Genomic DNA, 21,834 nt, shown 5'->3' on the forward strand with positions numbered 1-21,834 from the left:
CATCGAAAGACAGGGAGCTGACCCCTCCGGCGACCACACGCGAGCCGTTCGACGGCAAATCAATCGCGCTCGCGTGCAGTCGCCAACCACCGCTCCGGAGAGGGACTGTTCGACGGCAATCTGACCGTCCCTCTCCGGAGCCTGGGACCCGTGCCATCGATCGAAAGTCGACAGCAACACGCCCAGACCAATCTGGCCCACGAGGATCGGGCTCAAGAAGGTTCGTCATGCGAGTCCTTCACTCCAAGGGTTTCCTCGAAGCTGTAGGAGCAGCCCACCCCAGACGACCGTTGTCAGCCCATACCCGCAGGTACACTGCTCAACGCCCGCCTCGATGCCCGCACATACCGCATCGAGCTGGTATTCACCCGGTCCGGACGCCGTTCGAGTCGCCAAACTTTGCAGCGTCCGGGCCGGGGTCAAACTCGTAGTCTGAGACCCTGTGTCTAATTGCTGTGCATGTGTATCTCCAGTGCATAAGCTGCTCTATTGGCGGCTCAACCCTACAAACGGCTTTCATTATCCGAGCGCCAGTCCGAACTATAACCCGATGCTAAACCGAATGTAAACCGACGGTAGCCTTGCACTAGTGACATTTGGGGAGGGGGCTGCCCCGGAACGGGTCCACGGCGCTTAGAGTGCGGGTGTGGCCGATGCTTTGCGCTTTGGGCGCCTCGTGCAGCGGCGCCGGCAGGAACTGGGACTGTCGCAAGCCGACATAAGCCTCGCCGGCGGGCCGAGTGACGCGACTGTGCGACGCCTCGAGCAGGGTTTGATGGCTAAACCGCGGTTCGTCACGTTGACTAAGCTGGACGCTCCGCTGCGGTGGTCCGCGGGAAGCGCCGCTCGCGCTTTCGAGGGAGGAGATCCGAAACCTCTGCGAGATGAGCCCACGACCGATCTGGCCGCGGGCACGAATGACCCGATCTCTTCTCGCCCCACACGTCCCCTGACGCCCTCTGCGTACGGAGTGTTCATTCGAACCGACGCGCTGGCCGAACTGACTCGGAAGGTGCGCGCTGTCGATGACCTGTCGCCTTCGCTCGCCGAGGACCAGCGCGTTGTGGTGTCGAATCTTCGTCATGCGACCGACAGATTGACCCGAGCGTGGATAATCAGGCAGGCAGAAATAGCGCGTCGTGACGGCACTCTCGCTGATCTGATCCTCGTTCTTGATGATCATCTGCGAATGCCGCCGCCGGAAGGCGAGTCCGCCTCAGACAGCGATGACCTCAACTACTTGAGGTGGCTAGCCGGCTACTCGATGTCGATGCCTCAGGTTCGGCGATACGAAACGCGTTTCGCTGAGTTCGTAGCGAGTCAGTCAGAGCAGGTTGACTGACACGGAGTCGGTGCTCTCCTCATGCGTTGCTAGGTTCGGTGGCCCTGCGGGTCGGGTTGGTCTAATACAACCTCCAACCCGACCCGAGAGCACTATCCGGCAAAACCAGTCTTTAGGCCGCGCAGTCTTTGTTCATCGCGTCGCGCCACAAGACGCCATTGGTGGTGGCAAACCGAAGGTACACCGATACTAGACCGAAATGAAGGGTAAACACCCTGCGCGTCCGTCGAACGCGGGCGAATCCGAGGCTCGCCTGCGGCGGTACGGTTTGGCAATCCCTTGCGTGACCGTTGCGTCGTTTCGTTACGTCTACAGACCTTAGACGCTCTTCGTCGACCATCACTATCGAACTGCGGTGATCGCGCGGACCGGTCGCCCCCTACCCCGCGTGACTGCTGCGACGCCGCGGGTTTGGGTGTGCAGCTCGTGCCAGCGAACCGCCGTACCGGCCGGTAGGGATGAACCGTCCGAGGGGTTGGGCGTACCGGCTTACTCTGAATCCACTGATTCAGACTGGAGGTGGGCTTCTAGAGCTGCCCTGCACAGCTGCGAGCGATTCTCGGCACCGACTTCGACAACTAAGCGGTCTATGACAGTCAGGTTGCGACCCAGCATCCGGAACGTCAGGGAAGATCGCTCCTCTTCGGGTCTGGCTTCGATTCGTACGAACAGCCCATCGTCGTGGTGCTGGCGTTTGAGCTTCTCTACTAACGCCGGCAAGCGGTCATGATTGGCGACAATCGCGTCCATCAATGTCCCGGCGATAGTTGTTTCGTTCTGTTTGTTGTGCGCCTTGGTGGCTGTGCAGAGTGGCGTGGGAAGCGAGAGGGTGACTGGCACCAGCATCTCGTCTGGGCGGGTTTCGACGCGTTTCGGGCGTCGGGTACCTCGCGAGATAGGCCGAGTGGACGCTGCCGGTTGCGGTCGATCGTGCGGTAGCGCTGGGCCGTCGGGTACAGCTGGGATCGCCGCTGGTGCTGCGGCAGGAGCAGATGGCCTACGGGGCGGCGGCCCCGGGACGCCGCCGGTCCTCGCGAGACCGGTTACAGGCTTGCGATCGGTGGCCATCAGGCGGGTGCTCCTTCGTGTGTCGGCTCTGCGGAGGAATCTTGCTCGGTCTCGCGTCGGTCGATCTCCTGGAGGATCTCCTGGGCGAGGAGGACGTAGTCTTCAGCGAGAGACGGCGCGGTGCCTGGCACACGGTCGGGCCGTCTGCCTTCCTTGAGGGCCTTCCAGTACGGCTCGGCGTTGTCGACTTGCTCGGCCAGCTCGTGGGCGAGCAAACCCTTCTCCCGTACCTGAACCGAGGTCATGGTGCTATGGCGCACAACGGAATTGAACAGCGGGGCCACTCCTCCTAGCGCTGCGTCTAGCTTGGCTCGCGCCTCTCTACGAATGGCTTTCGCAGCGACCTCGATGCCGAAAAGCACGGCGCCCAGGACCTCGATGTCGGGGTTTGTTGACCTGGCACTAACCATTTCGTCAGCGAGCTTCTGCAGGCCGTCGATGCTCGAGTCGTCCGGTTTTGTCGGGATGACGATCCAACGTGTCGCAGCCAGTGCCAACCGTAGAAGATGGGGTCGTGTAGGTGGGGTATCGATAATTATAAGGTCATAGTCAGCTGCGATGGGAGTTAACGCATCTGCAAGTTGCCTGTGTGAACCTGGCGAACGCTGAGAACGTCCGATCAGTATCGCTTCCAGATCGTCGAGTCTGCTCCCACCCGGAAGTACGTCCAGATTGGGTCGGTAGTTGACCAGACTGGGTCGTAGTGCCTTCTCCTGCATGATCGCGTCAAAGATTTGTTGTCCAGAATCCCCGGACCCATCAATCTCGTAGCCTAGGTCGCGTCCCGCGTTGCCCTGCGGATCGAGCTCAATGAACAGGACGTGCCAGCCGGCGGCAGCGGCCAAACCAGCGACATTTGTCGCCGTGGACGTCTTACCGACGCCACCCTTGCCGTTTGCGATCGTGACAACCCGAGACAGTGCGGGTTGAGATAGGTGTTGCACTGAGTCCTCCAATGGGGTGGTGCGCATGGACCGCAGGAAGGCGGTACCTCCCGGGCGCTTTGGGGTCCGCTATGCGCAGAGGGTAACAGCGCACATCGGTTCGCGCGGTGTACGACACGCTACGGACGACTTTGCGTTCTACCGCGAGGTCTCCCGTGCGCGACGCCGCAGATACTCACTTGAGCTTGGCAATGATCGAGGCGTTAACAACGACGATGTACCTGGTGGGCGGGCGACATCTACGTCCTGCGTTACGTATAGACATAACTGCTTAGACAGAGCTGCCATCACCGCGCAAGGGTATGTGTTCAGTAGTTCGGTGTGTACATCGATCTTCGTGTACCGCATCAGCGGAGCCGGTAAACGGAGAAACAGTTAGACGCACAACGCTTGCAACGTGAAACAAGTTATGGCGGTGCATGCGGACATGAGTGCTCTGTGTCGCATAGGTCGCCTTGCGAGCGCACGCAAGCAGCCCAGTACTTAGCACTTCACAGCAACGTGTACTGAGTGCGACATGGGCTTTCGTAATCGGGTGGGTACGTTCGTTGCTGCAGCGCAGCGTATGGGGGTAAGGACGCTGCGGCCCATCCCGTACATCGGTGCGGCACTTCACGCTGTATGTATGGCGCGCCGAAAAGTGCAAGGTACGTCCAGGTAGACGTAGGAACGTATTTGTCGGCGTGCGGTCTGACTGGTGGCGGCCATTAACGCAGAAGGTCCGAGCAGCAACCAACGAGGGTGCACTTCCTCGGATGTCGTAGTGCGTGTTAGAAGGCCCATTGGGGGGCGTAGGGCGCAGCTCCGTGACCACAGTGTTGTCCCGATTCATCTAGACGGTCTTGTCGACTGCACTGAGCGCGTGGCTGCGCGCCTTGCAGCGTGAAGTAATGCGTGCATTATTACGACCTGAACAGGCTGTTTGTGCGCATGCGGGTCGCCATCGACGCGGTCGGTAGCCACGTTTGCGGGGAACGAAAGTCGGAAACCAGGATCGCGGATGCGATACCCAGGACGAACAAAAGCTTCGTGTCTGCGCCCGAGAGAGTTTCGCGCTCTCGACTAGGCCCTTGAAAGACCAAGGCGCCCGGTGGCATAGCCACGCAGCTCGGCTGTCGACCGAGTGGCTTGTGAACCGACAGCTCAACGAAGCGGTCCCCGCGCAGACTTGCGCGTCTGAGTGACCTGACCCGGTGGGACGGCTTTGACCATCCGCGACACGGGTGCACAAAGTCATAAAGACATGAGACCACAGCGCAGCTCGTCACGACGAGTTTCGTCCCACCAATGATGACTGGGGCTCGCGTCCGCCTTGCTCGATCGCTGGTCTACCTCGCCGCAGCCATCCGCTAACATGTGACAGCGGTCCTCGAAGTCTGTGGATTGGCCGGGCGGACCCCTTTTTGGGTCACGACACCGACATAGGCCCACAACTGAACCGGGCTCACTCAGGATGACCTGATGCTGACCGGGGAACCAGTGCCACAACTACAAGCGGCAGCTCAAGGCGGGCACCTAAACTCCGTGCTCTACGTAGATCACCGAGTCGTTTCACTCCCCCGGGGGCACCGGTGTCGCCCGCCGGCCCCTCGAGTTCGGCCGCTAGGCCCAGTGCCACCAGGCTCTCGGCACTTCGGGAGACTTGCTGAGTGATGGCTGCGGCGGGGTTCCGAGAACTGAGGCGACGTCGTCACCAACCGGATGACAGCCGTATGGGTCGGCCGTATGGGCCGGCGGGAGATGTTCGATTCTGAAGGTGGGCGATCGCGTACCGACGACCCGTTGGGCTGAGGAAGCAAGAATGAACGCTTAGTGCGGCTGACAGGAGTCCTGGCAATCGCGCTGAGACGGCAGACTTACGTAAACGACTCCAGATCGCACCGTGACGAGCTGTCACCCATTTTGGCCCTAGGGGATAGGAAAACTCAATTTCGTCGTTCTGCGGGGAACTGGGAGGCGGTTTCGATTTGCGCAGGTCAACGGTGCGCAAATGCTGTCGTGATCCGGTAACTGTAGTCACGCGCTGGCTCTCGACGCGCACCGCTGGCCGGTGGGGGAGCGGAGAACCGCGGCGGAGTAGATCTTCTGACCCAATCGGCGAACTACTGATGGCCCGCTTGAGGCGCGCCTGTGACTCAGTCGGTGCCGCTTCTACCGACAGGCCGACGGCTTGTCGATGCCTGCCGGTTAGCCCGCTCTATGTTGCTGCTGCGAGGGCTGCGCAGCACGAACTGCGTCCAGCAAGCGAGTGAACTCGCTTGCCAGAACACTCCCGTCTGAAAGCCCCAGGAGCACACCTTCCGCGCGGGCAACGGCTGTGTCTAAGCCAGCGACTGACGAGGGCTCCGGGTTGGACTTGGGTGACGCGGACGAATCGAACGCCGCAAGGTCGCGTTCGAGCATCTGCGCCATCTCGCGATGATGCTGAAGTTGCGCGGAAATTCGTCGAGCGGCGTTCTCGGCGGAGCGCCGGCAGGCATCCGAGCAATAGATTCGAGGCCGACCACGACCCGCGGTCCTACGAAACTCCTTTCGGCACTGCGGGTCAGCGCAGTACGCCGTCACTACCGGAGCTTTGGTCGACCGGTTCTCGATAGCTGCCGGAACTGGCGTGGGTGCGCCAAGGCGCCCACGCCGGCCGTCAGCGGACCGATCCATCCACCCAGTGTGGCATAAATTCGCGCGAAAATACAGCCGCACAACGCAGGTGACCTGCGGAGATGCGAGAACCGCCCTACTCGATGTCCCCTGACCCGCCGTCCAGCACCAACATAAAATCGCGCGGAATTAGCGCTCATACAATTACACCGATGTGATTCGAGCCGACGAGGGGGTGTGATGACTGCAGGACGCGCAGGCAGCACCGGTCCTAGGGTGGCCGCTGCACCGCGGCTCGATCGTCCCTGCGGAAGATCGTGCTCGAGCTTGCGCAGTTCTTCAGCCCAGCACCACGATCGGCCCCTACTCCCGACGACGGTCGATCAACGCCGGTGCCGCGCCTTCGACGCGAACCAGATCTTTCCTACCCTGCGCCACCTTCACGCTGCGCGCCTAGCATCGCCAACCCAGAAGGGAGCCTCCGAACCTTCCGAACGCTGACATCTGAATAACGCGCGAGGTCCAACACAAGGACCCCCCGATTACCAGTCGGAGGGTCCTTGATCTGAAGTTTCGAGACTGAGTTACCAGCTCGGTCTCACGGGCTCTCGCCCATCCCCGAAGGGACTGTCTTGCCGGACAGATCTCAGGGTAGCGTGCGCCCTCTAGGAGTGCCCGCAATCCCTGTGCTCCGCGTGTCGCACAACCACACGCGGGGAATCGACTGCATTCGTCCGCAGCACTCACCCACTAGTGGGTGGACATGCTGAGTGAATGGAGGCAGTGGTCGCCCCGCTCCACAGTGCGTGTCGACGCAACAAATGAACACAGATACCGATCAGCACCATGGCCAGAACGAATGCCACCGGTGCCTATCGCGACGTATCTAGCGGACCGCCATTCCCGGTACACGCTGCTCGCATTCGACCTGGATGCAGGACCGTACGGTCCCGAGGCCGTTGCTGTGGATGCCAACGTACTTACCGGCGTCCTAACCGACTTGGGTGTGAGCCACCTGCAAGTGCAGTCGGGGCCCTCAGGAGGGCGGCACATCTGGGTGCGCGTCATTGACCCAGGGATACCCGCGGAGAAAGTCGCCGACCTTGCTCGTAGGCTGCGCGCGCACCTTCCAACCCTCGACATCTCTCCGCTTACCAACCCCGTGTCGGGCGCAGTTCGGATCCCCGGGTCTGTGCACCGGTCGGGCGGCAACGCGACGCCACTATTGACCGGACGGGAACTGGGCAACGCCGTCAGGGACATGCAGGCTCGGCCGGCGCCACCCGACCTAGCTGAGTGGCTGATAGCGAGGTTCCCAACAACCGCGCGGCAAAACTCCACGCAGCGCACTACGACTATCGGCCTACGTCTGGTCGGGCAGGGGCCTGCCACACGGGTTGATCGCGCGCGAACCGAACTATCCTCAACTACGGCTGAGCGCCTAGCCACGCGGCTCACAGCCGCCGACGATCGCTCGTCACACGCGTGGTCGATCATGCTCGGGATGGCCGCTAGCGGTTGGTGTTGGACTGATGTGCTTCAACATCTGCACAAGCCTGGACTCGTCCGCTTGCGCGAAGACCTCCGCCAGAACGAGGCGCACGCCCTCACGCAATGGCATAAAGCACTGCGTACTGCTGCCGAGACAGCGTGGCCAAGAGCGCAAGGCGACCACACCGTCGACGACCCAGTCCGCACTCACATTGAGGCTGTCTTCGCTGCAGCGAACTCAGATCCCGCAACTTGGGCACGGAAGGGGTGGGCCAGTGCTGAACGGGTCCTGCACAGCCTCCTCGTTGTGTGCGCTCAGGCGCACACAACGACCGTGAACATCGACGTTCGCCGGCTAGCCGAAGCCGCTAACGTTCACGCCGCAACAGCATCGAGGGCACTTCACCGCCTCCAGGCAGAAGGCTGGATCAGACGAGTCGCTGAGGCGCAGGGGACAGAGTCGGCAACCTGGGAGCTCGCACATGTTGCGTTTGACACAGCTGCAACACAAGGGGAAACACGCCCCCCGTTTGCCAGCTCCACCCTGCGACTCCACCATGCCCACCACGACATCTGGGTTTGGCGAGAAGGTCTAGGCGGAATCGCCGAGAGGATCCATGCAGCCTGGCAGGGTGGTCACGTATCCGTGATCGGTCTTGTGAGTGCCACGGGTTACTCCAGCCGGTGCGTCCGTGCGTGGCTTCGCTACTTCCGGGAGCTGAACCTACTGACTCCCTCCAGGGATAGGTGGGACGAAGTAGCCGTCGCATTCGGATCTTACGGCGCAATGGTCCGACGGGCACAGAGCCATCTCGTCGATCGACTGGTTCGCGACTGGTGGGATGAAGAACTTAGCTGGCGAAAGCAAAGAGGGAAGCGAAGGTATCGAGGTCCGGGCAGAGTGGCAACGGATCCGCAAGCGATCGCACTGCCAATCGCAGCGCCCTCGCGGACACGGTATGGGCGGTTCCCGACGCGGCCCAACGGGAAGGTCGACTATCCGTTGGCTCGTTCGTTGGTGCGTAGTCACATGCAGACAAGTAACGCTGCTTAGGTGTCACCGCGATCATCAGGACTCTGCGTGACAGTCCGACATCACGCCACAGCGAAGTTCCCGCGGGGTCTAAAGAGATAGTGCTGGGCCGGATTGGACGCCTGCTCACGCTGGCACACCTCCGTTGGCGGGCCGTTGATGATCGGCCGGGTGTCGGGTGTCGGGCGTCGAAACTCGGGAACCTTTAGGTGACTACACAGCAACTGACGGGTGTAAGGGTCGCCGCAGCGGCCACCTCTCACCCGATTGGAGAACCAACCTATGGCAACAACTTCGACTCGTCTGCTCGCCGGCGCTGTGCTTGCAGCGGGCCTCGCGGGCCTCGGAGCGGGTGTCGCGACCGCGGCGACGGGCCCGTGGGTTTCGGACTTCGGAATCAACCATGTGCATGGTGGTGCCACCGAAAGTCAGGAGCCCTTCACCTTCAAATTCGGTGCGGAGTACGGCGATCCAGTTGGCAACGACGACTTCACTCGTCGTGGCTACGGTGATCCGATCGGTGACGCTGGGCAGTTGAAGGTTTTCCGCCCCTGACATTCGGGGTGGGTTCGGTGCCCGGACCCGCGGTGGCGGGTCCGGGCACCTCTGTCTGCGGGGAGATGACGACGACGTGTGCGATGTCGTCGGTCAGTGTGCTCGTTGGTCGGCGGTCGTCAGGATCAGGTATTGGGCCGAGGCTTGTTGGTGAGCATCGGTTTTGGTGTTGCCGATGACCTGGGCGCCGTATCGCCCGACAGTCAGTGCGCAGCTGTGTGCTTGGCTTGTTGGGTGCTTTTGGCAGGTGGCGGTGGGCAAGCCTGGTGGGTTGTCGGCGCCGGTCCAGCCTCGGGTGCGGTTGGACCCGAGGAAGCTGTCGAGATAGGTGCGCGCGCCCTCGGCGGTGTCCGCGCGGAAGACCGCCGAGTTCTCCACTGCGTTGGCATCCGAGCCGATCTTGGTCAGCACCTCGAAGTCGGTGACGGGGTCGGTGCTGGTGTGGGCGATGCCGCGTGGCCCGTACACCGCTCCGCGGTCAGGGGAGTCGGGGTTCGCCCGCAGGTAGGCCGCGGTGAACGGCAGCGCGTAGATGAGGATGGCGTCGGGGTCGATCAGCGGAGTTTCACCGTCGGGGGTGGGCGTGAACTCGTCGATGTAAATCTTCTGCTGAGTGATCGCGTTGGCCATACGCACCAACGACTCTCCGCTGCGGAACTGCGTCGTGGGGCCGTAGTACCGATCGAAGAACACATACGAGTCGTGAGCGGTGACAGCCAGGATCGCTGTGGACGCACCGAAATCTTGGATGACAGTTCGGGTGCCCGGCGCCCCGTCGAGCGGCACGATGGGCTTGTTGTCGATTTCGGCGACCGCGGCACTCATTTGCTCAGCGGCGGCGGAGGCGTCGGCAGGGTTGCGATATTTCAGGACCGCATGCCGCAGCAGGTGACGAGCAGCCCCGACGTTGGCATCCCCGTTGTCGGCGGTGGTGACAAATCCGGTGATGAACTCCGCGTTGGCCGGAACGTCGGCCGCGCCCGGGACGACCGCGCGCCCGATCCCGGCAGCGTCGTCGAACTCGCCGACAGGCCATTGCCCATGTGTGAGATCGGGATTGACCTCGAACGGCGCCAGCACGAACTGCGCCATCCGGGTCGCCTCGACCCGCTCGGGGTCGGTGACCGCGCGCCCGAACGGGGCTCGCGCCCGGGTGGGGTAGTCACCGGTGTCGAGGGCATCAACCTGCACGGCAGGGTCGGTGAATGTGGCTGAGCTGGGCTGCCCGTCGACCGTGCAGCCGGCCAGCACTGCGGTCACCGCCGCGGCCGCGGCGATGGAGCGACCGAGGTAGCTGCGCGTCATCGTCGCCTCTCGTCCCGTCTACTTGGCGTTCTGGTCGGCCTTGGTGAGGATCAGATATTGAGCCGCGGCTTTCTGGTAGACGTCAGTCTTGTTGGGCGACTGCACTTCTCCGACGTAGCGGCCGACCTGCACCTTGCAGTGATAGATCGTGTACTTGCCGTCAGCGCTGGATTGGGCAGAGCAGTTGGCGGCCGGCAGCCCGGGCGGTGCGTCGATCTTCTGATCGTCGGCTTCGCTCGTAGCGGCCAGCGTGGCGGCCTGCTCCTTGGTGTCGGCACGGTAGACGATGGAACGCTCGATCGCGTTCGCGGTCGAGCCGGCCGCACGCAGGTCGTTGAAGATGCCGGCCGGGTCGGTGGAGAAGTGCGACAAGCCACGCGGCCCGTACACCGCGCGCATGCTCTGCTGTGGTCGGCCGGTGATGCCGTTTTCCATCTCGGTGTCGGTGTAGGGCAGGGCGTAGATGAGGATGCTGTTCTCGTCTATCTTTGGCGGCTGGAATCCTCCGCCGTTGCCGCGGGCGGCGTTCTCCGCAGCCGTGGGGGTGCGCGGGAATTGGTCGATCAGCGCCGACTGCAACGTGATTGCTTTGCGGGCCATCGGCTCGAGCTGGTCGGAGTGGGCGGCCAGGGAGGAGGCGAACTCGTAGATCACGTACACCCCGTGCGGGGTGTAGGTCGTGAAGTAGCTCTTGTCGTTGCGGGTGGTCTCGAGGGCGTAGGCACCCTCGACCCCCGGCAGGCTGGTGACCGGGCTGTTCTGCTGGCGGGCGCTGACCTGGGCGAGTTGCTGCGCGGCGGCGCGGGCATCAGCGGCGGTTTCGTAGCGCAGCACCATGTTGTGCAGGCCGCGCGGGTTGTCACGTTCGGTCGGCGCGGTGGTGAACAGGGACGAGAACCCGCCGAGCAGTGCGTCGTTTGCCGGGATCACCGCCGCGTCGGCGTTGATGTGTGGCACCAGGTTGCGGCGGCTGGTGATCGGTGCGTTGGATTTGTCCGGGGCGGTCAGGTCCGGGTCGACCTCGAAGGGCACCACGATGAACTGTGCCATCCGCTGGCTTTCGACCTGCACCAGTTGTGAGTCGTCGGCAACACCGAACGGTGGGCGCGGTTCGGTGGGGTAGGCGCCCGGATCGAGGGCGGCCAGATCGACCGTCGGCTCGGCGCTGCCGGTTGTTGAGGATTCGGGTGCGGGTTCGCCGCCGGTTGAGCATGCGGCCAGCATGCCCGCGGTGACCGCGGCTGCGGCCGCGAGTGGGTACCAACGCTTCATCAGGGTCTCGTTTCTCTCCTGCAGCCCCTGCGGCGGAGGACCAACGACCTCACCCGGGCCACCGCTGCACACTGGTGTTGTTCCAGTGTGTTGCTGCGCGAACCCCGAACGGTTCCCCCGAAACCCGGATCTGCACGATCCTCTTGTTCGGCTGCAGAATAGTGCGCCCGCTGTCGTGCCTGCACAGTCGGGTCTGACATCGGGCGGTCGGTGCCCCATTCGAACGGTCGAAACCACCCGTCTCGACCCCTCAGCTCGTGGGACACGCGCTTTAGGGTCGAGGCGTTCTCGATTCCCGGATGAGGAGCCCCCTCTTGATGCCTATCTCGACTCGTGGTGTGCGCGCGGCGGTGACCGCTCTGGCCGTGGTGGCTGCTGGTGCTGGGCTGCTGGTGGCGCCGGCACCAGCCCAGGCCGCCGAGAACGTCTACGGTGCGATCGCGATCTCCCAGCGCACCGGCAACACCGCCTATGCGATCAACTACGCCACCGCGTCGGCGGCCAAGCGGGCCGCCGAAGCGAAATGCCGGGCGTCGGATTGCCGGTGGGTGGTGCAGATGGCCCGCAACTGCGGTGCGGTCACCCAGCAGCCCCGCACCTTGCGGTGGGGGTGGGCCTACGCCCCGACCCGACGGTCCGCGGAGGTAGCCGCGGCGAATGAGTCCGGGCCGGGGTCCCGCACGATCATCTGGGCCTGCACCGCCGGCGCCTGACACCCACCGTTTTGCGTTGCCCTGCCGCGTCGACCAGCATGCTTTCCATGACCGGTCGGGGGAACGGCGGCACCGCTACGAGACGATGGTCGGCGTGAACGCGCCCGCAGCACCCCAGACGGGGGTTGACGCGGCCGCGGCGGCGGTCGTGGCTGAGGCGGGAAAAGTGCTGCGCGCCTACAAACACGACGCCGTCGCCGACCTCGCCGAGACGAAACTGCACCGCGCGCCGCAGCGCACCGTGGTGGTGGCCGGCGAGGTGCAGCGCGGCAAAAGTTCCCTGGTCAACGCCCTGGTCGGCTACCGCGACCTATGCCCGGTCGGCGTTGATGTCACCTCCTCGGTCGCGGTGTCGGTCACCACCACCGGTGATCTGCCCGTCGCCCATGCCGCCGAGTTGTTCTTTCCCTCCGGTCCGCGCCCGGCCGAGATCGGCGAGCTGACCGACTGGGTGACCACCGGCGGGCGCATGGTGTGTGATCGCAGCGTTGAGGAGCTGCCCACTGCGGCGGCGATCGCACTGCGCGAGGCGGCGGTGGCCGAGATGACGCTTATCGACACCCCCGGTGTCGGCGGCCTGGACCCCGGCTTGGCGAAACTGGCCGCGCACTCCACCCAGCAGGCGTGCGTGCTGGTGCTGGTCTGCGATGCCTCCGCCCCGATCACAGCCCCGGAGATGACCTTCGTCCGCGAGGCCACCGCCGGCGTCGATGCCGTCGTCGTGGCCGTGACCAAAACCGACAAACACCTGGGACGCTGGCGGGCGATCGTCGCCGAGAACCAGCGGCTGATCACCGAGCACCTGGGCCGGGTGGTGCCGGTGATCGGGGTGTCGAGTCTGCTCGCCGTCCTGGCCGCCGAGACCCCCGACCCGCAGGCGCGTCACCGCCTCGAGGCCGACTCCGGGATCGCCACCCTGCGCGCGGCGATCACCGACCGACTCGACGCCGCCGCGGCCGCCCCGCACCTCGATGCGGTCCGCACCTGTCTGGACGGGCTGCGCACCGTGCGCACGACCATCGCCGACGAGCTCGCCGCGCTAAGCGCCGGCGCTCAGGCGTTGCCGGACCTGACCGCCGAACGCGACCGGCTCACCGACCTGCACGCCCAATCCCGCCAATGGGAGCAATATCTCGCCCGGGACCTGACCCTGCTGCGGCAATCAGCGGTCGATGACCTCGAACGCCGCCTCGATGGGGTGCGCGAGAAGTGGACCACCTACATCAACAGCAACGGCATGGCCGTGTTGCGGCGCAGCGAACAGAAGTTCACCGCCGACATGCAGGTCGATCTGCAGATGGCGATGGCCGAAACCCTCGCCGGGTTCCTGCACGAGCTGCACGACACGATCATCACCCCACGCTTCGCCGACGACCCCACGGTGTGGGAACAGATCAGCGACCGCATCGTCGCCTCGATGCAGGACAAGAAGATCGAAACCCACCAGGTCACCAGCAAACGCCAAGGGCTGCTCGACCCCACCCTGTTGACCATGGGTGTGGTCGGGTCCTCCACCCTCGGCGGGCTTGTCGGGCTTTCAGCGCTGATGGGCGTCGGCGCCGTCATCGGCGCGGTGTGGGTCGGAGTGAACTTGAGCTTCCGGGCGATCCGCGCCGGCAAAACCAACCTGCTGGCCTGGCTGCGAGAAACCCTGGCCGCCACCAAGACCGCCACCGGCCGACTCCTCGATAGCGCCGTCGCCCAAGCCCGCCCCGACATCGTCATCCGCTACCGAGATCACCTGCGCGCCACCATCGAACAGCTGCAAACCACCATCACCCACGTCCAGGAGGCCGCAGCCGCCGACGCCGCCACCCGCGAGAAATCCACCCAACGCCTCACCTCGAACCTGGCCATCGTCGACAAACGCATCACCGCCGCCCAAGCACTCCTCGACGGAGACCCGACATGAGCAGCGGGACACCAGTTTCGGTGCACACCACGCTCGACCGTGGGCTGCATCAGCTGGCCGCGCTCGGCGGGGACTGCGTCGACCACGCTAATGCGATCGGCACCATCTTGTGGTCACCGCCGCGCGTCGTGGTCGTCGGCCGGCTCAAAGCGGGCAAATCCACGCTGGTCAATGCGCTGATCGGCGCCCCGGTCGCCGAGACCGCCGCCCTGGAGGCCACCAACGTCGTCACCGTCTACCGCGACGGGTCCCCGTCGCGGGCAGAGGTCCTCGCCCTCGACGGCACCCGCCACCGCGCCGCGCTGCGCCCCGGCGCCGGGATCGAGTTACCGATCCCGTCGGCCGAGGTCGCCTACGTCGACCGGTGGTTGCCCTCGGCGGCGCTGCGCGAACTCACCCTCATCGACACCCCCGGCCTGTCGACGCTGACCGCCGCCAACGACGCCGCCACCCGCCGGGTGATGATCGACGGCTTCGAACAGACCCGCACCGCCTCCATCGATGCCGACGCCGCGGTGTTCCTCTTCGACGCCGCACCCCGCGTCGATGAGATCGAGTTCCTGCACCGGCTGCCGTTCACCCCGTTGACCATGCTCGGGGTGCTCTCGCGCGCCGACTCCTTCGGCGAAGGCGCCTTCGGCCGCCGCGACCCGCTCACCCACGCCGCCGCCCACGCCGCCGCCATGGCCGGCCCACTGGCCGGGATCGTCCACACGATCGTCCCGGTGTCCGGGCTGATGGCGCAAACCAGCCACACCGGCATGCTGACCGAACGCCACGCCGCGCTGCTCGCCCAGCTCCGCGACGTCCCGCCGCTAGAGGTGCTGCGGATCTTCGACTCCGAGGACCCTGCCAGCGGGGGAGTGCCGCCGGCTGACCGGCGTGAATTGCTCGCCCTGCTCGGCGAATACGGTGCTCTCAACGGTCGCCGGGTCGCCGCCGACGGCGCCGCAGCGCTCAGCACTTGGCTGGCCGAACGATCCGGGATCGCCGCCCTGCGCCACGCCCTGACCGCGGCCACCGGACGGTTCGCCGTGCTGCACCGCGCCCACCGCATCCTGGCCCGCCTCGATCAACTGGCCTTCACCCATCCCGCCCGCGACCACATCCGCACCCTGACCGCCGGTCTACGTGCCGACCCGGCCATGGCCGCGGTGACCGTGCTCGAGGACTACCAGCGCATGCTCGACGTCGACCCCGACGCCGCGGTCACCGACGAACTGCGCACCATCCTCACCGCCACCACCCCCGCCGGCCGCGTCGGCCTCGACGGCCACCCACCACCGGCCGCCGTCACCGCCGAAGCCCACCGCCGCCTGGCCGCCGCCCAGCAACGCAGCCTGGCCACCCGGTCGGCGGCCGAGGACGCCGCCCTGGTCACCCTCATCCGCACCTACACCGCTCTGGCCGCCGGCCACTGACACCCCTCCCGCACAGGACGATCCGACACCATGACATCTGCCACCCAGACATCTGCCCCCCACGCCTGGTCGCTGGCGATCGACTTCGGCACCTCAAACTCGGCGGCCGCGCATTCGGGCGCCACCAGCCGCAGCATCGAAGCGCTCGCGCTGACCCACGCCAGCAACCTGATGCCCTCGGCGGTGTTCGTCGACACCGCAGGCACTGTCCTCGTCGGGGGTGCCGCCCTCAACTCCGCCGCGCAGAACCCGGCCGGGTTCATCGCCTCACCCAAACGCCTCATCGGTGCGCAACCGGCCGTCGCAGCCAACGGGCACACCCTGCCGATCTACGCCCTCGTCGCCGCCGTGATGCGCACCATCATCGGCCGCGGGGTCGCCGCACACGCCGGCACCATGCCCGACCGGGTCGTGCTCACCCACCCCGAAGCGTGGGCGCCCCAACAGATCCAGGTCCTCACCGACGCCGCGAGGGCTGCCGGCATCCCGGCCGAGCGGATCACCACGATCTCCGAACCACGCGCCGCGGCCGGGCACTACTCCCGCTCCCACGCCCTGCAACACGGCACCAGGATCGCGGTGTTCGACTTCGGCGGCGGCACCCTCGACATCGCCGTCCTCGAGGTCACCCCCACCAACACCTTCCAGGTCATTGCCGCCCGCGGCGACAACGGTTTGGGCGGCAAGAACTTCGACGCCCTGCTGCAACGCTGGGTCGAGGACCGCCTCGCCGACCGCGACCCCGACCACGCCGCCTGGCTGCGCCGCACCGCCCCCATCGACGCCATCCAGTCCCTGCAGGACTCCATCCAGCAGGCCAAAGAGCTGCTGTCTGAAACGCCGTCGGCCACCATCTCCGTGCCCGGCCCCAGTGAACGCACCACCCTGCAGATCACCCGCGACGAGTTCGACGAACTCATCACCCCCGCCGTCGACGCCGCCGTCCAGCTGACCCGAACCACCCTCGCCGACGCCGGACTGACCCACCCCGACCAGCTCACCGCCCTCTACCTCACCGGCGGGTCCTCCCGCATCCCCCTCATCCAGCAACGCCTCGGCGAACTCGGTCCCGTCGCCACCCTCGACGACCCCAAAACTGTTGTCGCCCAGGGCGCATTGCTCACCGTGTTGGCGGACTCGGCGCCCACACAGCCCCGCGGCATCCCCGAAGCCGCCGACCTCATGCCGACCTGGCACACCCAACCCCGCACCCTGCGCTCACCAGCCCAGCCCACCTCCTCGCGGCGACGCTGGCTGCGCATCGGCGCCGCCGCGGTCGCCGTCATCGCCGCCGCCGCGATCGTGACCACCATCGTCACCACCGCCAGCGGCAGCGACGACGACCCCACCGATGCACCCCAGGCCACCCAAACCTTGGGCACCGACACCACCGCCGCCGGGCCCACCGGGGAAGACGGCGGGCCGATCCTCACCGACCCTGACCAAATCCGCCAGCAACTGCCCGGCGCCCTGCAATCCCAGATCACCGACTGCACCAACGGCAGCTTCACCGACAACGGCGCGCTCAAGCTGGACTGCACCCTCAACGAGAACGGGACCTTCAGTGGCCTCAAGATTGCGGGCGGCCTCTCACCCTCGTTGCGGATCCACATCAACGTCGACGACAACGAAGCCGCCCGCGAGGTTCGTAACCTGCGTAACGGGGTCTACAGCGCCGGTAAGGGCACTGTCGTCGAAGACACCAACCGCCAGGCGGCCGCCGAGATCGCGCCGAGCCTGAGCGACAACGAATACGACATCAGTTACGCCAACACCGGTACCGGAGTGATCCTTTCGGTCGCCGAGCTGTCCTCGGTAGAGAATGCCCGTACCTTCCTCACCCGCTCCGGCCTCATCAACTGAGTGCGCAGAGGTGTCGACGTGATCGGGCAAGCCCACCGTGAAGGACTGGAATGACGAAGTCGATCGAGCGCGCGATCGTCCGTGCGGTCGCCAGTCGGATCGCCCAGCTCGATGACGGGCCGCGCTACGCCTCCTATGCGATCGCCGGACTGGTTCTCGCGGCCTGCGCGCTCCTGCTCCCGGACTACCTCATCGTGGTCGTATTCCCGCTGGGGCTCGTTGCTTTCGGCTTCCTCGTTGCGGCTATCGCTGGTGCTTATCCGGCAGAGAAGATCGCGTTCTGGTCGGGGCTGACCTTCGGCCTGGCGGCCGATTGCATCTGGCTAGGCCTGGTATTCGACGGGGTTCTGTGAGTCTGAAACGGCAGTTACCCACAGGCCCAGTCAAATACGTTCGATTCGAGGTCGTACTGGAGGGTGCCGGTGCCGATGTTCATCCCGGGAAGTTCGAACAGGTCGAGATAGTACGGGGTGAGTCCGTCGGGAATCCACTGGGAGGGAAAGACTGTGCCGCCGAGGTGATTGAACCACTGAAGTCTGTCGGCCCAGTCGTGGGAGTCGCCGTCGCCCCAGGTGCTGAGGTACGGAGTCTCTGTGGTGGCGTCACGTTCGACGGGGGCGATCCCGGCGTTGGGGTCGTTGCGGCGCGGCGTGAGGCGCACGAGCATCGGCGGGTCGTCGTGGTTCCACGCATGGCGGGGCAGTCCGTCGTGGGCATGTTCTCCGGGACGTCGGCGGTCTGCCGGTGGTGAGCCGATCTGAGTGAGTTCATCGGCGGTGAGCCAAATGGCTGCGAAGTAGAGATCAAGGATGTCCGTGAGGAGAATCTGCTGGGGGTGGGGGCGGTGATGGTGCAGGTCGATGATGAACGGATCGGCCGGATCGGGGGTGTCGGGTAGCGGCATGAATGCCTCGCCGGCTCCCTGGAAAAGCGCAATTCCTGGGAGGTCAGGGCCGTGTCGGCGGAAGTGGTCGGGGAGCCACAGGGTGATGATGTGCATCATCGGCATCCCCGTCGTCGGATCGCGCGGCCACTGCTGAGGTGCGATCCCCGGACCGACCGGTCCGATCCGGCCGGCGGGAACCGAATGCTGGGCCGCCCAGCTGGCCGGATCAACCCGCGAGTCTTCGGACGTGTGACCCGGGTAGGCCCACAACCCGCCGTCGCCGTCTTCGAACACCATGTCGTAGACGGTGAACCCACCGTCGGGGTCGCGCTCGAAGACGGGCTCGGTGAGAGTCGTGAACACGTGATCAGCCATCTTGCGCGTGGCCTCCTGGGATCGTCCGTGTATCGGCAGGGGGGTGACGAAGCGACCGATACGCATTGCCGGGTTGTGAGTGTAGGTGTGGGCGCGTGCAGACGATTGGCCGTCTGCACACACCCGGAGCGGGCGATACGCTGCTGGCGTGGATGCGAACGATCGAGGTTCGATGCCGTTGAGCTACCGAAATGTCCAGCCGGACGGTATGGCCGTCGAACCTCGTCCGCAAGTGATAGCCGCTCGTGCCGCCGACATTGTGGCGACCGAGCGAGGCTCGGTCGACGCCGTCGCCGAGGCTACGGCCGAGTTGCCCAGCTACGTCGCCGAAGTGACCAAATGGGACCTGGTGGCCGCCGTGGAGAAGACCGCCGACAGCATTGCGCGGAGCCGCCACCCGCTGCTCGGCGATGTTCTCGGGCCGGGTCCGGTGCCGTGGGCATGCTGGCAGGGCGAGCTCGTCGAGCCGTGGCCGATCCTTGCCGACGCTGCAGCCCATCTCGGTTCGGCGCTGCCGTCACGGCACCGGTATGTCGGGCACTGGTCGGCGACGACCGACTGAACGAGAACTGCGGGTGGACGCCGAACGTCCACCCGCAGTCATCGGTTCAGGCCACCAGGACTGGCGGTCAGGGCCAGGTGAAGTTGCCTGTGCCGCCGATGATGACGTCCTGGCCGTCGATACCGAAGTCGTAGGTCGTCAGTCCGTCGTCGCCGTGCTGCAGTTCGATCGGGGCTGCCGAGGCCAGCCCGCCGCCCATCAGCGACAGTGCACCGGCCGCCGCGACGGCCGCCACGGTGGACCCAATCGTCTTACGCACTCGCGCCTTACCTACTCGCATCTGAGTGTTCCTTTCGTCATGCCAGCTCTTTGGCTGGGCTTCGGTGTTCTGCACGTCTGCGGTCGCAGATCGTGCGAGGCGCACGGGTTGTGCGTCCATAGAATGGGTTGCTCCTGGGGTGGTGGAATGTTCCCGCCGAACAGCAGATTTGGGGCCGATTGGTTTACAGGTAGACGACGCGGCCGTAGACGGCGTTGCCGTCGTTGGCTTTCGGGGTGCTGGTCTTGAGGATGGCGTAGGAGCGGACCGCGACCGGGCCCGCGCACCCGTCGATGCTGATGTGGCCTTCGCGGGTGGTGGTCGACGCGCGTCCGGCGCCGACGGCCTTCTTGTCGAAGGTGACGGTGGTGATCTTGCCCGGTGACATCGTCACCGACAGACTCGGCTGCAGCAGGGCCTGCGGACTGATCGACAGGTTTCCACTGGGTCCGGCCGCGCTGATACCACCACCACCGCTGCCACCGATGCCCAGGCTCGCCCCGACACTGCCGGTCACCGATTCCAGCTGCACCGCGCATCCGATCATGTACCCGGCCTCGAGTTCACCGGTGATCGCTGCTCCGGCCTGCCCGGCCGGCGGCGTCAGCGTGGACACCGCCCGCATCGACATGAACGCTTCCCGCGACGTCGGCACCGAGGACAGCGGCGCGACCTTCTGCACCTTCTCGTGGGTGGAGGCGATCGAGGCCTTCCAGCCGTCGTCGGTGACCCAGCTGCGCTGATGCCCCGGCTGGGCCTCGGCGGTGCCGGCGGCGAACCCGCTCGCGACGGCGCCCATCGACACGGCGGCAACGGCAATGGTCATGGCGGTCTTGTTCATCGGAGTGTCCTCTGGTCCTGGCGCAGCGAATCGCCGCGCCCTGTGCTGGCAGTCCCGCCTCGTTCATCGGGGCGAGAAATGTGCTCTGCGTGAGCAACTGAGGATTGGTTGCCTCGGAGAACCGAGAATGTTCCCGGCAGCACGATGCAGGATCAACGCCGTTAGGCAGGCGGGTGTGTTGTCGGCGTGATCGCCGCCCGTTCGGCCCTAGGGTGGCGGCGGGGCAGCCGCTAGAAGAGCGTGCTGTGGGGGTCGACAGTAACGAGGAGTGGTTGTGGAGCTGGAGCACGTGCAGTACGAACACCGTACGGCTGATTTCATCGCTCTCACTGGCGCATTCGCATCATTCGAGCCAGAGCATTATCAGAGCTGGTACACCGGCCAGCATCGGTTGAGTATCGGCATCCAGGACACCAAGAACTACACGCTCAGCTACGAACCTGGTAAGCCGGGGTTCGACCCGCCGCGGCTTCCCGAGTTGACGTTCCTGATCCCTGATGCGCCGGCCCCGGTGGTCGTCGACCTCATCACTCACGACGCCGAGCCGACCCTGTTGGATGCTGCCGACGGCTGGGTCCATGTCGAGCAAGGTGGCGCCGAATTCGGCTACCTGCCTGTGACGATGCAGCCTCTGGTGTGGTCGTCGCCGAGCGAACACGAGCGCATCAAGCCTCTGGTGCACACGATTTTTGGTCCATGGAACATGGTTCGCGTGTCCTGCCGGGACCGGCGACCCTCCGATCCCGTCGTGCAGGTGCGTGTCGACATCTGGCCGATCCCCGGGCCGGCCGGCCTCGAGGTCATCCGCTACACGCCGACCGGCCGCAACACTCCGGCCGCGTCACACGCCCCGGCCCAGCCCGCCGAGGTGCGAGAGCGCATCGACGCCGCCGTGGCGGCCGACTCTGCGACCTCGGTGTCTGGGCCGCTCGACGCCGACCATCTGACAGGCCTGTCCCTGCTGATCCGCGGTGATTTCAGCGATCCCGAAGGGTGGACGACGGTGGCGAATGCGGCGCTGGCCCCCGATCCTGTCGACGGGTTCTCTGCCGATCTCACCCTGGTCGACGACCCCACCTACGACAACATCACCGTCGACGAGCTGGCGCACGCGATCGGGGAACCGCCGCCGTTCTACGTGTTCCTGTGCGATACCCAGACTCTGTCCCACCCCGACCACCCGATCCTGGCCATCAATCTCGACGGCGAGGACACCTCGAAACGGAGCGTGCGGGTCGTGCCCGCTGCGATGTGGTCGATCGAAAACAACCTCGCCCTGGCCAACATGGACTTCGCCGACTTCGTCGGCGCCGCCGACACCGACGGCATCTTCCGCGGATTCTGACGCCGAGGCCGTCAAGCCCACACACAGCGATGCCCGACCCCTGGGGGTC

At 65.4% G+C, this 21,834-nt stretch carries 17 protein-coding genes; 10 read left to right on the forward strand and 7 right to left on the reverse strand.

Going from position 1 to position 21,834, the window contains the following annotated elements; translation table 11 throughout:
- Positions 1–646: 646 nt before the first annotated feature.
- Positions 647–1,342 carry a helix-turn-helix domain-containing protein gene (locus ACIGKQ_RS17910; protein WP_231742572.1) on the forward strand — a complete coding sequence of 232 codons (696 nt, stop codon included), beginning with the start codon at positions 647–649 and terminating at the stop codon, positions 1,340–1,342.
- Positions 1,343–1,831: 489 nt separating this feature from the next.
- Here the strand turns inward: ACIGKQ_RS17910 and ACIGKQ_RS17915 are convergent, their stop codons facing one another.
- Both ACIGKQ_RS17915 and ACIGKQ_RS17920 read right to left on the reverse strand, forming a co-directional pair.
- Complete coding sequence (locus ACIGKQ_RS17915; RefSeq protein WP_139114226.1) at positions 1,832–2,182, reverse strand: hypothetical protein; 351 nt, start codon at positions 2,180–2,182, stop codon at positions 1,832–1,834.
- A 227-nt stretch (positions 2,183–2,409) separates the two neighbouring features.
- Positions 2,410–3,381: a ParA family protein gene (locus ACIGKQ_RS17920; protein WP_058253231.1), complete on the reverse strand. Its 972-nt coding sequence runs from the start codon at positions 3,379–3,381 to the stop codon at positions 2,410–2,412.
- A 4,075-nt stretch (positions 3,382–7,456) separates the two neighbouring features.
- On the opposite strand from ACIGKQ_RS17920, the gene ACIGKQ_RS17925 reads away from it, so the two are divergent.
- Entirely contained in the window at positions 7,457–8,497 is a 1,041-nt protein-coding gene (locus tag ACIGKQ_RS17925; protein ID WP_368072899.1) for a helix-turn-helix domain-containing protein, read from the forward strand.
- Between the two features lie 261 nt (positions 8,498–8,758).
- On the forward strand, positions 8,759–9,031 hold the full coding sequence (locus ACIGKQ_RS17930) for a hypothetical protein (protein ID WP_139114228.1): 273 nt from the start codon (positions 8,759–8,761) through the stop codon (positions 9,029–9,031).
- 93 nt (positions 9,032–9,124) lie between these two features.
- Here the strand turns inward: ACIGKQ_RS17930 and ACIGKQ_RS17935 are convergent, their stop codons facing one another.
- Both ACIGKQ_RS17935 and ACIGKQ_RS17940 read right to left on the reverse strand, forming a co-directional pair.
- Entirely contained in the window at positions 9,125–10,336 is a 1,212-nt protein-coding gene (locus tag ACIGKQ_RS17935) for a hypothetical protein (RefSeq protein ID WP_075862431.1), read from the reverse strand.
- 18 nt (positions 10,337–10,354) lie between these two features.
- Positions 10,355–11,608: a hypothetical protein gene (locus ACIGKQ_RS17940; RefSeq protein ID WP_058253235.1), complete on the reverse strand. Its 1,254-nt coding sequence runs from the start codon at positions 11,606–11,608 to the stop codon at positions 10,355–10,357.
- Positions 11,609–11,925: 317 nt separating this feature from the next.
- Between ACIGKQ_RS17940 and ACIGKQ_RS17945 the strand changes: the two genes are divergently transcribed.
- The 5 genes from ACIGKQ_RS17945 to ACIGKQ_RS17965 all read left to right on the forward strand — a co-directional run bounded on the left by ACIGKQ_RS17945 (position 11,926) and on the right by ACIGKQ_RS17965 (position 17,870).
- Positions 11,926–12,321 (forward strand): DUF4189 domain-containing protein, encoded by a 396-nt coding sequence (locus ACIGKQ_RS17945; protein WP_058253236.1) that lies wholly within the window; start codon positions 11,926–11,928, stop codon positions 12,319–12,321.
- Positions 12,322–12,406: 85 nt separating this feature from the next.
- On the forward strand, positions 12,407–14,233 hold the full coding sequence (locus tag ACIGKQ_RS17950; protein WP_058253237.1) for a dynamin family protein: 1,827 nt from the start codon (positions 12,407–12,409) through the stop codon (positions 14,231–14,233).
- On the forward strand, positions 14,230–15,654 hold the full coding sequence (locus ACIGKQ_RS17955; protein WP_058253238.1) for a GTPase: 1,425 nt from the start codon (positions 14,230–14,232) through the stop codon (positions 15,652–15,654). The genes ACIGKQ_RS17950 and ACIGKQ_RS17955 overlap by 4 nt, the downstream gene beginning before the upstream one ends.
- 30 nt (positions 15,655–15,684) lie before the next feature.
- Positions 15,685–17,517: an Hsp70 family protein gene (locus ACIGKQ_RS17960; protein WP_058253239.1), complete on the forward strand. Its 1,833-nt coding sequence runs from the start codon at positions 15,685–15,687 to the stop codon at positions 17,515–17,517.
- Between the two features lie 50 nt (positions 17,518–17,567).
- Positions 17,568–17,870, forward strand: a complete 303-nt coding sequence (locus tag ACIGKQ_RS17965) for a hypothetical protein (protein WP_058253240.1) — start codon at positions 17,568–17,570, stop codon at positions 17,868–17,870.
- Between the two features lie 14 nt (positions 17,871–17,884).
- Here the strand turns inward: ACIGKQ_RS17965 and ACIGKQ_RS17970 are convergent, their stop codons facing one another.
- Complete coding sequence (locus ACIGKQ_RS17970) at positions 17,885–18,778, reverse strand: hypothetical protein (protein ID WP_139114229.1); 894 nt, start codon at positions 18,776–18,778, stop codon at positions 17,885–17,887.
- Between the two features lie 148 nt (positions 18,779–18,926).
- On the opposite strand from ACIGKQ_RS17970, the gene ACIGKQ_RS17975 reads away from it, so the two are divergent.
- Positions 18,927–19,340 (forward strand): hypothetical protein, encoded by a 414-nt coding sequence (locus ACIGKQ_RS17975; RefSeq protein WP_139114230.1) that lies wholly within the window; start codon positions 18,927–18,929, stop codon positions 19,338–19,340.
- Positions 19,341–19,407: 67 nt separating this feature from the next.
- Here ACIGKQ_RS17975 and ACIGKQ_RS17980 read toward each other — a convergent pair whose 3' ends face one another.
- Together ACIGKQ_RS17980 and ACIGKQ_RS17985 are read right to left on the reverse strand one after the other, a co-directional pair.
- Positions 19,408–19,719 carry a hypothetical protein gene (locus ACIGKQ_RS17980; protein WP_396574622.1) on the reverse strand — a complete coding sequence of 104 codons (312 nt, stop codon included), beginning with the start codon at positions 19,717–19,719 and terminating at the stop codon, positions 19,408–19,410.
- A gap of 64 nt (positions 19,720–19,783) precedes the next feature.
- On the reverse strand, positions 19,784–20,440 hold the full coding sequence (locus ACIGKQ_RS17985; protein ID WP_058253243.1) for an MspA family porin: 657 nt from the start codon (positions 20,438–20,440) through the stop codon (positions 19,784–19,786).
- 274 nt (positions 20,441–20,714) lie between these two features.
- On the opposite strand from ACIGKQ_RS17985, the gene ACIGKQ_RS17990 reads away from it, so the two are divergent.
- Positions 20,715–21,785, forward strand: coding sequence for a DUF6924 domain-containing protein (locus ACIGKQ_RS17990; RefSeq protein ID WP_058253244.1), 1,071 nt, complete (start codon positions 20,715–20,717; stop codon positions 21,783–21,785).
- The last annotated feature ends 49 nt before the right edge of the window (positions 21,786–21,834 follow it).

The sequence above is a fragment of the Gordonia sp. NPDC062954 genome (assembly GCF_044543825.1).
GTDB lineage: Bacteria > Actinomycetota > Actinomycetes > Mycobacteriales > Mycobacteriaceae > Gordonia > Gordonia tangerina.

Excerpts from the sequence above, each read along its gene's own strand:
- ACIGKQ_RS17920 (WP_058253231.1), bottom strand. The coding sequence starts at position 3,381 with ATGCGCACCACCCCATTGGAGGACTCAGTGCAACACCTATCTCAACCC.
- ACIGKQ_RS17925 (WP_368072899.1), top strand. The coding sequence starts at position 7,457 with ATGGCCGCTAGCGGTTGGTGTTGGACTGATGTGCTTCAACATCTGCAC.
- ACIGKQ_RS17930 (WP_139114228.1), top strand. The coding sequence starts at position 8,759 with ATGGCAACAACTTCGACTCGTCTGCTCGCCGGCGCTGTGCTTGCAGCG.
- ACIGKQ_RS17935 (WP_075862431.1), bottom strand. The coding sequence starts at position 10,336 with ATGACGCGCAGCTACCTCGGTCGCTCCATCGCCGCGGCCGCGGCGGTG.
- ACIGKQ_RS17940 (WP_058253235.1), bottom strand. The coding sequence starts at position 11,608 with ATGAAGCGTTGGTACCCACTCGCGGCCGCAGCCGCGGTCACCGCGGGC.
- ACIGKQ_RS17945 (WP_058253236.1), top strand. The coding sequence starts at position 11,926 with ATGCCTATCTCGACTCGTGGTGTGCGCGCGGCGGTGACCGCTCTGGCC.
- ACIGKQ_RS17950 (WP_058253237.1), top strand. The coding sequence starts at position 12,407 with ATGGTCGGCGTGAACGCGCCCGCAGCACCCCAGACGGGGGTTGACGCG.
- ACIGKQ_RS17955 (WP_058253238.1), top strand. The coding sequence starts at position 14,230 with ATGAGCAGCGGGACACCAGTTTCGGTGCACACCACGCTCGACCGTGGG.
- ACIGKQ_RS17960 (WP_058253239.1), top strand. The coding sequence starts at position 15,685 with ATGACATCTGCCACCCAGACATCTGCCCCCCACGCCTGGTCGCTGGCG.
- ACIGKQ_RS17965 (WP_058253240.1), top strand. The coding sequence starts at position 17,568 with ATGACGAAGTCGATCGAGCGCGCGATCGTCCGTGCGGTCGCCAGTCGG.
- ACIGKQ_RS17970 (WP_139114229.1), bottom strand. The coding sequence starts at position 18,778 with ATGGCTGATCACGTGTTCACGACTCTCACCGAGCCCGTCTTCGAGCGC.
- ACIGKQ_RS17980 (WP_396574622.1), bottom strand. The coding sequence starts at position 19,719 with ATGGACGCACAACCCGTGCGCCTCGCACGATCTGCGACCGCAGACGTG.
- ACIGKQ_RS17985 (WP_058253243.1), bottom strand. The coding sequence starts at position 20,440 with ATGAACAAGACCGCCATGACCATTGCCGTTGCCGCCGTGTCGATGGGC.